Origin of the sequence: Arenimonas sp. (assembly GCF_047602345.1) — a bacterium.
Lineage (GTDB): Bacteria > Pseudomonadota > Gammaproteobacteria > Xanthomonadales > Xanthomonadaceae > Arenimonas.
Genome location: NZ_JASGHN010000010.1, coordinates 312961 through 327433, shown reverse-complemented (window position 1 = coordinate 327433; position 14473 = coordinate 312961). Strand labels below are relative to the sequence as shown.

14 protein-coding genes are annotated in these 14473 nt (G+C 66.7%); 4 read left to right on the top strand and 10 right to left on the bottom strand.

From position 1 onward, the window contains the following. Window positions 1-3 precede the first annotated feature (3 nt). From QM707_RS14360 to QM707_RS14315, 10 genes are all read right to left on the bottom strand, one after another. Complete coding sequence (locus tag QM707_RS14360) at window positions 4-627, bottom strand: thymidine kinase (RefSeq protein ID WP_415002562.1); 624 nt, start codon at window positions 625-627, stop codon at window positions 4-6. 31 nt (window positions 628-658) lie between these two features. Beyond that, window positions 659-1396 carry a pseudouridine synthase gene (locus QM707_RS14355; RefSeq protein WP_415002561.1) on the bottom strand — a complete coding sequence of 246 codons (738 nt, stop codon included), beginning with the start codon at window positions 1394-1396 and terminating at the stop codon, window positions 659-661. Window positions 1397-1484: 88 nt separating this feature from the next. Beyond that, window positions 1485-3137: a ubiquinone biosynthesis regulatory protein kinase UbiB gene (ubiB, locus tag QM707_RS14350; RefSeq protein WP_415002560.1), complete on the bottom strand. Its 1653-nt coding sequence runs from the start codon at window positions 3135-3137 to the stop codon at window positions 1485-1487. Further along, on the bottom strand, window positions 3134-3781 hold the full coding sequence (locus QM707_RS14345) for an SCP2 domain-containing protein (protein ID WP_415002559.1): 648 nt from the start codon (window positions 3779-3781) through the stop codon (window positions 3134-3136). The genes ubiB and QM707_RS14345 overlap by 4 nt, the downstream gene beginning before the upstream one ends. A 28-nt stretch (window positions 3782-3809) precedes the next feature. Then, on the bottom strand, window positions 3810-4811 hold the full coding sequence (gene oleD, locus QM707_RS14340) for a 2-alkyl-3-oxoalkanoate reductase (RefSeq protein ID WP_415002558.1): 1002 nt from the start codon (window positions 4809-4811) through the stop codon (window positions 3810-3812). Continuing rightward, window positions 4808-6469 (bottom strand): olefin beta-lactone synthetase, encoded by a 1662-nt coding sequence (oleC, locus tag QM707_RS14335; protein WP_415002557.1) that lies wholly within the window; start codon window positions 6467-6469, stop codon window positions 4808-4810. Before oleC ends, oleD begins: the two co-directional genes overlap by 4 nt. 25 nt (window positions 6470-6494) lie before the next feature. Further along, window positions 6495-7430: an alpha/beta fold hydrolase gene (locus QM707_RS14330; protein WP_415002556.1), complete on the bottom strand. Its 936-nt coding sequence runs from the start codon at window positions 7428-7430 to the stop codon at window positions 6495-6497. A gap of 49 nt (window positions 7431-7479) precedes the next feature. After that, complete coding sequence (locus QM707_RS14325) at window positions 7480-8496, bottom strand: 3-oxoacyl-ACP synthase III (protein ID WP_415002555.1); 1017 nt, start codon at window positions 8494-8496, stop codon at window positions 7480-7482. A 119-nt stretch (window positions 8497-8615) separates the two neighbouring features. Continuing rightward, entirely contained in the window at window positions 8616-9002 is a 387-nt protein-coding gene (locus QM707_RS14320) for a DUF4156 domain-containing protein (protein WP_415002554.1), read from the bottom strand. 89 nt (window positions 9003-9091) lie between these two features. After that, window positions 9092-11935 carry a M16 family metallopeptidase gene (locus QM707_RS14315; RefSeq protein ID WP_415002553.1) on the bottom strand — a complete coding sequence of 948 codons (2844 nt, stop codon included), beginning with the start codon at window positions 11933-11935 and terminating at the stop codon, window positions 9092-9094. Window positions 11936-12018: 83 nt separating this feature from the next. On the opposite strand from QM707_RS14315, the gene QM707_RS14310 reads away from it, so the two are divergent. The 4 genes from QM707_RS14310 to QM707_RS14295 all read left to right on the top strand — a co-directional run bounded on the left by QM707_RS14310 (window position 12019) and on the right by QM707_RS14295 (window position 14460). Further along, on the top strand, window positions 12019-12828 hold the full coding sequence (locus QM707_RS14310; protein ID WP_415002552.1) for a hypothetical protein: 810 nt from the start codon (window positions 12019-12021) through the stop codon (window positions 12826-12828). Window positions 12829-12944: 116 nt separating this feature from the next. Next, entirely contained in the window at window positions 12945-13238 is a 294-nt protein-coding gene (locus QM707_RS14305; protein ID WP_415002551.1) for a hypothetical protein, read from the top strand. Between the two features lie 27 nt (window positions 13239-13265). Continuing rightward, the gene (locus QM707_RS14300; RefSeq protein WP_415002550.1) at window positions 13266-13736 is read left to right on the top strand and encodes a tRNA (cytidine(34)-2'-O)-methyltransferase; all 471 of its coding nucleotides are present in this window, start codon (window positions 13266-13268) and stop codon (window positions 13734-13736) included. A gap of 157 nt (window positions 13737-13893) precedes the next feature. Next, entirely contained in the window at window positions 13894-14460 is a 567-nt protein-coding gene (locus QM707_RS14295; protein ID WP_415002549.1) for a hypothetical protein, read from the top strand. Window positions 14461-14473: the final 13 nt, after the last annotated feature.

Sequence of the window (14473 nt, the reverse complement as noted above, 5' to 3'; positions counted from 1 at the left end):
CGACTACTCGAGCGGCAAGGGCGGTTGTTGCGCCTCGATGCGGCCTTCGCCCGCCATCACTTTCTTGAACTCGGCGCGCGAAACCGACACGTAACGATCGTTGCCGCCGATCTCCACCTGCGGCCCGTCGGTGACGGCGCGCCCGTTCTCGTCGACCCGCACGACCATCGTCGCCTTCTTGCCGGTATGGCAGATGGTCTTGAGTTCGACCAGATTGTCGGCCCAGGCCAGCAGATACTGGCTGCCTTCGAAAAGCTCGCCGCGGAAATCCGTGCGCAGCCCATAGGCGAGTACCGGCGTTTTCAACTTGTCGACGATTTCGCTCAACTGCCAGACCTGCGACTTGCTCAGGAACTGCGCTTCGTCCACCAGCACGCAGCCGAGTTCGCCGCGCGTCGCGATGTCGTCGCGGGCGATCTGCAACAGGTCGTCGTCGCGTTCGAAGGCGATCGCCTTCGCCTTCAGGCCGATGCGCGAAGCGACGATTCCTTCGCCGGCCCGCGTATCCAGGCGCGGCGTCAGCACCAGCGTGCGCATGCCGCGTTCGTGGTAGTTGTACGCGCTCTGCAGCAGCGTCGTCGTCTTGCCGGCATTCATCGCCGAATAGTAGAAATAGAGCTTGGCCATGGGGATAGGTTGGGCCTTCGCCCTTCTGCGATCAAGCCTTGACGACGGGCCGTTGGCGGAAGCCGGATGTCGCCGGATCCCAGTCCAGCAGTTCCAGCGCCCGATGGAACTCCGCATCCAGCGGCGCCTCCACCTCGACGCGTTCGCCATTGAACGGATGTTCGAAACCGAGGCGCCAGGCATGCAGCAGCATGCGGTGCACGCCGCGCATGCGGAACGCGCGGTTGTGCCGGCCATCGCCATGGCTGCTGTCGCCGATCAAATGGTGCGACAGGTGCTTGAGGTGGCGGCGGATCTGCCGGTAACGCCCGGTCTCCGGCGAACAACGCATCAGGGCGTAACGCGACGTGGCATGGCGCGCATCGGGACTGTCGAGCTCGGCCGTCGCCAGCCGCTCGAACGCGGTAATCGCCGGCTTCTTCTCCGGTTTGCCCGGGCCGCCGTCCAACGCGTAGTCGAGCACGAACGAAGGCTCCGGCCAGCCGCGACACACCGCGAGATAGTCCTTGCGCACCTCGCGCGACATGAAGACCTTGCCCAGCGCCGATGCGCTGTCGCGATCGAGCGCGACCAGCAGGCAGCCGCTGGTGGCGCGATCGAGCCGATGCACGAGGTGCACCGCGGTGCCGAACTGCTCGCGCAAGCGTTCGTCGAGAAAATCGTCCTCGCCGCGCGCCATCGCGCTGGCGTGCGCCATCAGGCCGGCGGGCTTGTTCACCACGGCGAAGCGCGCGTCGGCGTACAACACTTCAATCAAAGGCGAATCCATCCGTAGGAGCCAGCTCGCTGGCGACTGATCGCTTCATCGGAACGATTCTCGCTGGACGCCGGTCGCCAACAAGCTGGCTCCTACAGGATCACCGACGCCGCGGCCACGCGGCGAGGAACGCGCCGAACGCGCCCAGCCCCGCCAACCAGGTCGCTGCCGTCAGCGAAAAGAAGTGCGGGCCGCCGCGGTCGAAAGAGAACAGCACGGCCGCGACGATCAGCAATCCGGTGCCGAGGATCGCGAACACCGTCTGCCGTTGGCCTTCGCGCGAGATCTTCGCCAGCTCGGCCAGTTCGTTCGACTGCATGTGCAGCGTATGCGCGCCGCTGACCTGCTGCGCCAGCCAGTCGCGCACGAGACGCGGCATGTCCGGCGCCTGCGTCACCAGCTCCGGCAGACGCTTGCGGAACTCGCCGAGCAGGGTGCGCGGGCTGTAGCGTTCGCGCAGGATCGTTTCCAGTACCGGCCGCGCGACCGCCCAGATGTCGAGTTCGGGGTCGAGTTGCCGCGCGACGCCTTCGACATTGAGCAGGGTCTTTTGCAGCAGGATCAACTGCGGCTGCAGGGTCAGCTCGTAACGCTGGGCGGTACGGAACAGCTTCAGCAGGACCTCGGCCAGCGAGATCTGCGATAAGGGGCGGGTGAAATAAGGCTCGCAGACGGCGCGCGTGGCCGCCTCCAGTTCGTCGATGCGCAGGTGCGCCGGCATCCAGCCCGCTTCGACATGCAGTTCGGCGATGCGCCGGTAATCGCGCTGGAAGATCGCCATGAAGTTCTCGGCGAGATAGTACTGGTCGCGCGAAGTGAGCTGCCCGACGATGCCGAAATCCAGGGCGATGAAGCGCGGATTTTCGGCCCGGGCGGTATCCACCCAGATGTTGCCGGCATGCGCATCGGCGTGGAAGAAATTGTCACGGAAGACCTGCGTGTAGAACACGCGCACGCCTTTCTCCGCCAGGCGGCGACGATCGATGCCGGCGGCGTCGATCGCGGCGATGTCGTCCGAACCGATGCCGCGCACGCGCTCCATCGTCAGCACCGTCTCGCCGGACAGCGGCCAGTGCACTTCCGGCACGTACAGGTCGTCAGAATTCGCCCACAGGCGGCGCATCAGGCTGGCGTTGGCGCCTTCGCGCTGCAGGTCGAGCTCGGCGTGCAGGGTCGTTTCGATCTCCGAAACGATCTCCTGCGGCCGGATCTTGTCCGCGCTGGGGTGATGGCGATCGGCCAGGGCCGCGAGCGAGCGCAGCAAGGCGATATCGGCTTCGATCTTCGCGCGGATGCCAGGCCGCAACACCTTCACCGCGACCTCGCGTCCGTCCGGCAGAACGGCGGCATGCACCTGCGCGATCGATGCCGACGCCAGCGGCGTCGCGTCGAAGCTCGCGAACGATGCTTCGATCGGTTTGCCCAAGGCCCGTTCGATTTCGGCGCGCGCAAGCGCGCCATCGAAAGGCGCGACCTGGTCGCGCAGCAATGCCAGTTCGTCGGCGACGTCGGGCGGCATCAGGTCGCGGCGCGTGGACAGGATCTGGCCGAACTTCACGAAGATCGGGCCGAGTTCCTGCAAGGCCAGGCGCAGGCGCTGTCCGCGCGGCAGGTTCGCTTCCTCGTTGCGCACACCGGCGAAGGGCCGCAGCAACCATAACCAGCGACCGAAGGCGGTGTTCTCGAGCAGACCGTCGAGCCGATGCCGCAGCAACACGCGGGCGATGCCGAGCGCGCGGATGAAAGGCTTCATGCCGCGTCTCCGCGTTGCCGCAGGCGATCCACCCTCGCGTTCAATCGTTCGGCGCGATCGCGCAAGGCATCGACGTCGTCGTGGAAAGCGGCGAGCTCGTCCTTGCCGACGACATCGCGACTTTCCTCGGTGACGAACTCGGCGGCATCGCGCGCGAAATTGCCGGCGACGCGGCGGCCGTTGCGCAAGCCTTCGCGCAGCATCCGCGCCGCCTGCGGCCCGAGGATCGGACCGAGCGCATCGGCGAAGGGGCGTTCCCAGTCCGGATCGAAACCTTGCGCCAGCTTCTGCAGCGTGCGGGCGAGTTCGGCATCGCCGTTGATGCGCAGCTTGCCGACCGGCGGCGCGCCATCGCGACGGGTGAAAGGCAGCTGCGACAGCAGGCCACCCAGGGTCGCGCGCAAGCCGAGGTCGGGTTCGCTACCGGTTTCGGGCGGACCGACCCAGAGCTTGCGATCGCGTACGGCGATGGACAGCGCCAGCGCGGGGGATTCCAGCGCGATTTCGATGCGGCGACCATCCAGCGAGTCCAGTGCGGCCCGGGTTTCCGGATCGAGCGCGATCACGCGATTCAGCGCGATTTCCAGCGCGCGGCCGGCCATGGGCTTGAACGCATCGAAGGGCGAAGGCGCGGGCTGGTTCATGTGCTCATTGTACCGGGCCGCATCGGAACTACGGGTGGCGCCGGGTCCAGTCCTCGCCGAGGCGACGCAGGCCTTCGGCGATGCTGACACGAGGGCGATAGCCGAAATCGCGCGTCGCCGGCGCCATGTCGTACCAATGCGTGGTCGACAGCTGCTCTGCCAGGAACCGCGTCAGCGGCGGTTCGCCCTTCAGCGGCAAGGCATGCCAGGCCGCTTCGCAGACCGCGCCGATGGCATAGGCCGCGGCAAACGGCAGCGCCTTGTCCACCGTCGGCGCGCCGACGGCCTGCAACAGCGAGTTGACGATTTCGCGCGCGGGTTTCGGTTCGCCGTTGGAAATGAAATAGGCCTTGCCGGCGCAGGGCGCGCCCGGCTGCAGCGCGGCGAAGGCATCAAAATGCGCCTGCGCGGCATTGTCGATGTAGGTGGTGTCGATGCGGTTGTGTCCACCGCCGACCAGGCGCAGTCGCCCGGCCTTCGCACGCTCGACCAGGCGCGGCAGCAATTGGTTGTCGCCGACGCCCCAGATTAGGCGCGGACGCAGGGAGACCGTCAGCAGGTTGGAATCGCTGGCGGCGCGCACGGCTTTTTCGGCGATCGTCTTCGTCGTCGCGTACGGCGCCTTGAAATGTTCGCCATAAGGCACGGTTTCGGCCGTGCCGCCCTCCACCGGATTCGTCGCGCGATGGGTGACGCTGGGCGTGGAGGTGTAAACGAGACGGCCGATGCCGTGGAAGCGGCAGGCGGCAATGACGTTTTCGGTGCCGATCACGTTCGGGCGGTGATAACTCTCGTAGCTGCCCCAGGCGCCGGCCTTCGCGGCGTTGTGGAAGACGGCGTCCTGACCGGCGCCGGCCTGCATCACTGCCTCGCCGTCGGCGAGATCGCCCAGCACTTGGCGCACGCCGAGCGCATCGAGTTCGGCGGAGCGATTGCGCTGGAAACTGGTGACCTCGTGCCCGAATTCGACCAAGCCGCGGCACAGGGCCAGACCGAGGAAACCGCCGCCGCCCGTGACGAGAATCTTCACGCCTTCGCTCCCAATTCTTTTGCCGCCCAACGCGCGAGCTGCTCGCGACCGATCTTGGCATTGTGCCGGATATCCACCGGAAACTTCGGGTGGAACAGGAAGGTGTCGATATCGGCGGTGTGGTCGAACGCAGAGCCAATCCTGCGCAACTCGTCCAGCACCTGCTGGCGCTTCGCCGATGGCGTCCCGGCCTTGAGTTCGACGCAAAGCACGGCGCGCTGCGACCCCGGCGCGCCGACGCCGACCAGGGCGGTACGGCGCACGTCGGCCTGCACGTTGAATACCGGCTCGACCTTCTCGGTATAGAGCTCGCCGCCTGCCGCGCGCACGCGATGGGACTTGCGGCCGCAGAACCACAGCCGGCCTTCGCGATCGAAGTAACCCAGGTCGCCCATGCGGTGCACGATGCGCTGCGTTCCGTCGGCCATCGTCTCGGCGATCTTCGCCAGCGCGGTGGCCTGCGGACGACGGAAATACTCGTCGGTTGCGCTGGGGCCGGCGACGGTGATTTCGCCGACGACCCCGGGCGATGCCAGCAGGCGGTCGCGCCATTCGGATATCGGCTCATCGCCAATGGCGATAATGCGCACCTCGTTCGGCGGCACCGGGCGGCCGATGCAGGTGCCCGCGCCGTGTTCGGTGGCGTCGCGCGTGGATTGCAGTTCGCGCCCTTCGATCACGGCGACCGGCAGGCATTCGGTAGCGCCGTAGGGCGTCCACAGCTGCGCGCCTTCCGGCAGCAGCGCGCGCATGCGCGCGACGACGTCGGGCGGCACCGGCGCACCCGCCGAGGTCACGCGTGTGACGGTCGGGAGTTTTTCGCCGTGGCGCGACAGGACATCCACCAGCGCCGGCGACCCGAACAGCTGGGTCACGCCGAAGCGGCGGATCGCATCGATCAGCTTGCGCGGATCGGCCTGCGCCGGGCGCGTCGGATCCATGTCGGGAATGATAGAAGTCAATCCGAGCGCGGGGTCGAACAGAGCGAAGGGCGGGAAAGTCGGAAGATCGACGCCACCGGGCTGCATGCCGAAGGCGTTGCGCAGCAACTCGATCTGCGCGACGAAATGGCGATGCCGATACGTGACGCCCTTCGGCACGCCGGTCGATCCGGAAGTGAACAGCAGGGCCGCCATTTCATCCGATGCGGTATCCGCGAGTTGCGGGCCGGCATTGGCGCCTTCGGTTTCGATCTGCGCCAGAGTGCGTCCACTCCAGCCCCAACGACGGCCGACGGTGACGTGGCACGTGGCCGAGCGCGCCCAGCCCAGCACGATGCGCGCGACATGCGCCAGCGGAATGCCGATGAAGGCTTCCGGTTCGGCTTCGTCCAGGCATTGTTTCAGTGCCGATCGCGCGATGCCCGGGTCCACCAGGACCGGCACCGCGCCGAGTTTGAACAGGGCGAACATCAGCAGGAAGAATTCCGGCGACGGCCGGACCATCAACACGGTGCGCGTACCGCGCGAGATGCCAAAACCGCGCAGGCCGGCGGCGATCGCGTTCGAGCGATCCTCCAGTTCGCGATAGCTCAGGGTCAGGTCATAGGCGGCGAAGCCGTCGGCGCCGCGTCGGCCCGGGCAACGCATCGCGATCTGCTCGCCGCGTTCGGCGGCCATGCGCGGCAGGATCGCGGCGATGTTGCAGGTCTCGCTCATGCGCGCATCCTGCCTGCCGCCGCGCTCAGAGAGGATGCTTGTCGAGGAAGGCGCGGATGGCCGGCACCAACTCGTCGGCCTTGTCCTCGAGTACATAGTGGCCGGCATCACCATAGACGAGCTGCTCGGCCTTCGGCAGCGCGGCGCGGAAGCCTTCGAGGAAATGCCTGTCGAAAACGAAATCGCGCAGGCCCCAACCGAGGAAGACCGGTCGGTCGGCGTAGTCGGGCAGTTTCTTCGCCGAGGCTTCCACCAACGGCCAGGCACGATCGCCCGGCGCCAGCGGGATGTCCTGCATGAAACGCAGGGTGCTGATCGCCGCATCCCATCCGTCGTACAAGCCCGAATAGGCGCGACGCACATCGGGCGACAGACGACGGCGCGTGCCGAAATGCGCCGCGCCGCGCGCGAACAGATTGAAGCGACGGATGAGGAAGCCGCCGATGCGCGAATCGCGACCCATGCGCAGGCGCAGCGGCATGCGCTTGGCGGTCGGCAACGGGAAGGCCGAAGTATTCAATACGACGAGTCGGCGCACGCGCTCGCTCTGCTTCAGCGCCCAGCCGAAACCGATCATGCCGCCCCAGTCGTGCACGGCCAGGGTCACCGGCCCGTCGATGCCGAGATGGCGCAGCAGCGCATCGAGGTCGTCGATGCGCGATTGCAGCGTGTATTCGTAACGATCGTCGCCGGGGCGGTCGCTCATGCCCATGCCGATGTGGTCCGGCACGATGCAGCGATAGCGATCGCGCAAGCCGAGCACGAGCTTGCGCCAGTAGAAACTCCAGGACGGGTTGCCGTGTAACATCACCACGACTTCGCCGTCGCGCGGGCCTTCGTCGAGATAGCTCTGCGTCAGCCCATTCGCGTGCACGAAGGCCTGCGGCGTGAACGGATAGTCCGGGAAAGGGCCCTGGGCGAGCACGCGCGCCTGTTCGGCGCTCAGATTGTCGGCATTCATGCGTGAAAGCCTGCGCCCGGCCACCCGTGAACGAGCGCAGCAGGCGCCTTTACCAAACCACTTCGGCCATCGAACAGTTCAGACCCGAGCCGATACCGAGCAGGGCGATGCGATTGCCTTTCTTCAGGCGACCCATTTCCTTGAGCTTGCTCAGCACGATCGGCACCGAGGCCGGGCCGATGTTGCCGTGCTCGTTGAAGATGGTCAGTACTTTCTGCGGATCGATGCCGAAGGCCTTGATGAAGGCTTCGGTATGCACGCGGCTGACCTGGTGGATGACGAACTGGTCGAGTTCCTCGACCGCCCAACCCAGGGCGAGACGCGCGGCGATGAAGGTCTTCTGCGCCAGCTTCAGGCCTTCGATCAGCAGCATGCGCGTATCGGTGACCATGCGGTCGAGATTGCCGCGGCACAGCGTGTTCCACTCGGTCGCGGCGCGCGTCACGCCGCCCTTGTAGCGCGGCGCTTCCGGCGCGAGTTCGGCGCGGGCCAGCACCATCGCGGCGGCGCCGCAGCCCAGGGTCAGCGAGGCGAGCTCGTTGCGGAACTGCTCTTCGGTGACGGACGGGTCGGACAATCGCGCCAGCGTCTTTTCGTAAACGAGGTTCGCGGTCTCGCCATCGACGACGAGCGCGTATTCGATGTCGCCACGCTCGATCATGCGGCTGGCGATGTCCATGCCGTTGAGGAAGGCGAGGCAGGCGTTGGCCACGTCGAAGTTCTGGCAGTTCTCGCCCAGGCGCAGGTTGCCCGAGACGATCGAGGCCGTGGACGGCTCGAGATAGTCGCGACTGACCGAGGTGTTCACCAGCAGGCCGATCTTGGCGCGATCGACGCCAGCGTCGGTCAACGCCTTCTCGGCGGCCAGGGTGGCGGCGTCGGACGACTGCACGCCCGCGTCCCACATGCGGCGCGAGAAAATGCCGGCGATGTCCTGCAGGACGTCGGTCTTGATGCCGAGGCGATCCATCGTGGGCTTCAGCTGGGCATTGATGTCTGCCGAGCTCAGGGCGTGCGGGGCATCGATATGGGCGAGGCCGGCGATGGCGACGTGCTGGAACAACATGGGCGTAGCCTTGGGGGAAACCGGCAGAATTTACCTTTTTCCGCCCCCGGCCTCAAGAAAACGCCGTGAAGGCCGGCCAATCTGCCGGCTTCGTCGCGGAAAACCGCAGGTTTCGGGCTTCAGTCCTGCAGCGGGCGGGTCTCGGCGCCCTGGGTTTCGCGCGTCGTTTGCGCGGGTGGGATCGGTGCGCCGTCGCAGCGGAAGGCCAGGAAGCGCTGCACGCCGTCGTTGGGCTCGTCCTTGGGCTGTACGGTATCGGCCTTCAAGCTGGGCGCTTCGTTGCGCGCCAGGGTCTCGAGTTCGTCGCGCACGCGGATGGCGTCGCGCGAATACGGGCCGAGCCGATCCTTCACCGAAACCTCGATCTCGCCGCGCTTCTGGCAGGCCCCCATGTCCTGGGTCTTGCGCACGACGCGCACCTTGTCCGCCCCGGGCGCGAGTTTGACGAATTCGAAGCTGCAGGCCGTTAGCAGCAGCAGTCCGGTGCCGAGCATCAGTGCGCGCATATCCACTCCGTTGTGTAGAACGTTTGGCGGAAAAACCACGGGCAGGATTGTCGCCCTGCCCGTGGTGAACCGTCGATGACCGTTGCCGCTTATTTCACCGGTTTGCCTTCGGCATCGAGCACTTTCACGTCGCCGAGGTTCAGTGCGCGCACGCCGGCCTCGATCTTCTTCAGGTCGCCGACGATCAGCCAGGTCAGCGCGTTCGGACGGAAGTTCGCCGCTGCGACCGACTGCACCTGCTCCGGCGTCAGCGCTTTCACTTCGGCCAGACGCAGTTCGACATAATTGTCGGGGCGGCCGTAGCGCAGGTTCGAGTTCACCTGCGCCATCACGGCGCCGGCGGTTTCGAACGAACCGGGCAACGACAGCACCTGGATCGCGCGGATCCGGTCGACTTCGTCCTGCCGCGCCGGCGACTTGCCGCCGGCGAACTCGCCGATCTCGCGCGCGATCTCGGCGGCCGACTCGGCCGTCTTGTCGATCTGCACCGGCGCCGCCGCCGACCACAGGCGCGGACCGAGCGCGCTCGGCAAACCGCTGCGTGCGCCGTAGGACCAGTGCTTGTTCTCGCGCAGGTTCATGTTCAGGCGCGAAGTGAAATCGCCGCCGAACACGCCGTTGGCGAACTCGAGCTTGACCGCCAGCGGATCGGTCGAGGGCGGCAGCAGTTGCACGGCGAAGATGTTGGCCTGCACCGCACCCGGCTGATCGACCAGGAACACGCGCGCCTTGTCCTCGTTCGCCTGCGCCTTCGGTGCGATCGCCGCGGCGGCTTCACCCTGGCCTTTCCAGCTGCCGAGCGTCTTCTGCAACTGCGGCACCAGTTCGGCCAGCGTGGTATCGCCGACGACGACCAGTGTCGCGTTCTCCGGACGCAGCCAGCGGCGCTGGTATTCGAGCAGGTCGTCGCGGGTGAGGCCGGCGATCGACGACTCGTAGCCGGTGCCGCTCATCGGCTTGGCGTAGGGATGATCCTTGCTGAACATCAGGCCGGGCAGCAGTCGCTGACCAAGCATCTGCGGGCGCGCCTTCTCCTGCTGCAGGCCGGCCAGGCGCTGCGCGCGAACGCGCTCCACTTCGGTGGCGTCGAAACGCGGACGCTGCACCATGTCGGCGAACAGGGCCAGCGAATCGCCGAGATTCTCCTTCAACGCCGACAAGCTGGCGGCGGCGCCGTCGAGACCGGCGTTGGCGCCGAGATTGGCGCCCAGGCGCTCGGCCCGATTGTTGAACGCGATGGTGTCGTAGTCGCCGGCGCCTTCGTTGAGCATGCCGGTGGCGAAATTGGCCAAGCCTTCCTTGCCGGCCGGGTCGCTGGCGAAACCGCCGTTGAGCTGCAGGCTCATCTGCACGACCGGCACATCGTGCCGTTCGGCGAGCACGACCTTCAGGCCGTTGTCGAGCGTGGCGCGATGCAGGGTCGGGAAGACCAGCTTCGGGAATTCCGTCGGCATCGGCACGCCCTTGGAACGATCGAGCGCGCTCGCGGTGGTCTTGAACTTCGGATCGGCGGCCGGGATCGTCATCGGCGCGGCCTTCTCGGCGGCGGCTTCGACGATCGGCGTCACATCGCCGGGGACCACGGTCAGGGTGTGATCGCCCTGGCGCAACCAGGTGCGGCCGGCATCGCGCACTTGCGCGGCGGTGCTGCTCTGCAGGCGCGCCAGCGATTCGCGGAAGCAGCCGGCGTCGCCGGCGTAGACCGCGCATTCGGCCAGTACGTCGGCCTTGCCGCCGAATCCGCCGATGCGCTCGATGCCGCGGATGAAGCCGGCGCGGATCACCGTCTGCGCCTGCACCAGTTCATCGGCCGTCGGGCCGTCGGCCAGCAGGCGGTCGAGTTCTTCCTGGATGATCGCTTCGACCTTGGCCGGATCGACGCCTTTCTTCACGTCGGCGGTAACGATGAACATGCCACCGAGTTCGCTGCTGTCGGTGCCAGCGCTGACGTTGTCGGCGAGCTTGTCGCCGAGCACGAGGCGACGGTCCAGTCGCGAGGACGCGCTGCCGCCCAGCACCTGGCCGAGCAGGGCCAGTCGATCGGCATCGGCGGTGTCGTACTGCGGCACGTTCCAGACCTTGTAGATGCGCGTCTGCGGCACGCGATCGCTCAGCGTTTCGCGCGTCGAGGTCTTGCGCGGCGCCGGCATCGGCTGCTTCGGCACCAGGGTGGCGCTGGCCGGGATATCGCCGAAATATTCCATCGCCTTGGCTTTCGCCGTCGCGACGTCTATGTCGCCGGCGAGCACGAGCACGGCATTGTTCGGGCCGTACCAGGCGCGGAACCAGTTCTTGACGTCTTCCAGCGCGGCGGCGTTCAGATCGTTCATCGAACCGATCGTGCTGTGCTGGTAGGGATGGCCGGCCGGATAGCTCGCCTTCAGCAGCGCGTCCCAGACGCGGCCGTAGGGCTGGTTCTCGCCCTGGCGTTTTTCGTTCTGCACCACGCCGCGTTGTTCGTCGAGCGCGGCCTGGTCGATCGCGCCGAGCAGATGGCCCATGCGATCGGATTCCATGAACAGCGCGGTATCGAGCGCGGTGGTCGGCACGTTCTGGAAGTAATTCGTGCGATCGGAATTGGTGGTGCCGTTCTGGTCGGTCACGCCGACCTTCTTGAAGGGCACGAAGTATTCGTCCTTGTGGTTCTCGCTGCCCTGGAACATCAGGTGTTCGAACAGATGCGCGAAACCGCTGCGACCGGCCGGTTCGTCCTTCGAGCCGACGTGGTACCAGATGTTGACCGCCACGATCGGCGCCTTGCGATCGGTGTGCACGATCACGCGCAGGCCGTTGGGCAGGGTGAACTGTTCGAAGGCGATGTCGACCGCGGCCGGTTTCGCGGCGACGGGCGCCGAAGCGAGCGGCAGGCCGGTGGCGAGCGCGATGGACAGGGCGAGCAGGGAGGCGCGGGGCCGGAAAGCGAGACGGGACATGGAGGACCTGTTGGGGGAGAAACGTCGGCCATGCTAGCCGCGTTTGACGGCGCGTACACTAGGGCCGGAGGCATACTGCGGCCATGACAGGGGATTTCCGCGGATTTTCGCGACGATTCGCCGCCGCATGGTCGGTGCTGGCGATGGCCGGATTCGGCTGGGCCGCTCCGGCCTGGGCCGGATTGAGCTACCAGGAAGGCTTGGCGAAAGATCCGGCGTCGCAGGCCCTGCTCTACCGCGAAGAGCACTGGACGCGGCATGGCGAGGACGGCATCGGCGAAAGAATCGTGCTCTATCGCTGCGCGGACGGGACCGCGTTCGCGCGCAAGCGCATCGACTACCGGCGGTCGACCGTGGCGCCCGATTTCCGTTTCGAGGACCGGCGATTCGACTACGTCGAAGGACTACGCTGGAACGACGGGCCGGCGGTGTACGTGCGCGAAGGCGGCGCCGGACGCGAGAAGGCCGCGACGCTGGCGCCCGCGCGGCTGGTGGCCGATGCAGGCTTCGACGAATTCATCCGCCGCCAGTGGCCCAGCCTCGTCGCCGGCCGCGACGTGCCGCTGGCGTTCGCGATCCCGGCGCGCCAGCAGAGCATCGGCTTCACGCTCAAACGCATCGGCGCCGCCGATTTCGCCGGCGAGCCGGCCTGGGTGTTTCGGCTGAGCCTGAGCGGCTGGTTGCGCTTCCTGGCCCCGCATGTCGATGTGCTCTACAGCCAGCGCACGCAGCGCCTGTTGCGTTTCGAAGGACCGAGCAACCTGCGCAACGATGCCGGCCGGGCGCCGCTGAACGCGCGCATAGATTTCGCCCGGCCCCCGCGCGATTCGGCCGAGGCCGAGTGGGCGGCGGCGCTCTCGGTACCGCTGTCCACCTGCCGGACCGGACGCTGAAGCGGACGCCGCGGACAGTCCGGACACCCCGGACAGTGGCGCAAGTCGCTGATTTTATTTGCTTAAACCTTTGGCACGGCTTCTGCATCTATGGCTTGTCAGCCAAGGAGTCCGTCATGTCCTTCTCCATGCAAATCAATCGCGGCCTGTTCGCCCTGTCCCTTCTGGGCTTCTTCGCAGTGCTCGGCAACACGGTCGAGAAAGCCGATGCGGCCATCCCGACCGCGGTGCACGTCGCCAGCGCGGCCGCCAGCGATGGCCGGATCGTGCACATCAATACGCCGGTCACCGTCACCACCTCGGTCGGCGAAGGCGCCTGCATCACATCGGTCACGCGACTGCGCTTGGCCTCGGCCCCGGGCGACCTGCACCAGCGCACGTTCCGCTTCGCCACCGCCTGCCGCGCCTGAACGCATCGGGCAGACGATAATGCGGGCATGCGCCTGCACGTCCTGCTCCATCGCCCCGAGATCCCGCCGAACACCGGCAACATCATCAGGCTCTGCGCCAACACCGGCGCGCAGTTGCACCTGATCGGCCCGCTGGGCTTCGAACTCGACGACGCGCGCCTGCGTCGCGCCGGCCTCGACTATCACGAATACGCCTCGCTGCGGGTCCACGACAGCTACGACGCCTGCCTCGCGGCGATCGCGCCGACGCGCGTGTTCGCTTTCTCGACGCGGGCGACGCGACGCTACGACCAGGTCTCGTACCAGGAAGGCGATGCGTTTCTTTTCGGTTCCGAATCGAGCGGCCTGCCCGCCGAACTGTGGGCGCGCATCGACGAGGCGCAGCGATTGCGCTTGCCGATGCGCGAAGGCCAGCGCAGCCTGAATCTTTCCAATGCCGCCGCGGTCGCGGTGTTCGAAGCCTGGCGCCAGTGGGATTTCGTCGGCGCGAAGCCCTGAGTCGCAGCGATCGCGCGTCTCCTGAATCGCCGGCAATCTGAATCGCGCGAAAAAGTTCCCGCCGCGCAGAACAGCATTAAGTACCGGTTGCGCGCGTTTTTCGATACTGGCCTCGCCCTCCCCTGGGTGAATTCCAATATCAAGGACGTCAATAAACATGAATCGCAATCTTTCCCTGCTCGCCCTGGCACTTGCCGCCGCTCTTCCTTTCACCGCCGCGAACGCGACCGACCTCAAGTACAACTACGTCCAGGGCGGTTACAGCGCCGCCGACATCGGTGGCCTGGACATGGACGGTTACGGCGTCAAGGGCTCGGTCGCCTTCGGCGACAAGTTCTACGGCCTCGCGTCCTACGACCGCGTCAGCGACAACGGCATCGATCTGTCCGAGACCGCCGTCGGCGTCGGTTTCCGCCACGGCCTCAGCGACAAGACCGACTTCTTCACCGAGGCCTCGTTCGTCCAGGACGATCTCGATGTGGTCGGCAGCGACAACGGCTACCGCGTCGCCGGCGGCGTGCGCAGCCTGATGTCGGACAAGTTCGAGGGCAGCGTGAAAGCGACCTACACCGATGTCGGCGACTACGGCAACGGTTTCGGCGCCGGCGTCAGCGGCCTGTTCCACATCAGCAATACCTGGGGCGTGTACGCCTCGTACGACTACGCCGATCGCGACAGCAACCACTTCAACACCTGGGGCGCGGGCGTGCGCGCGAGTTTCTGACCCGGAGCGATGC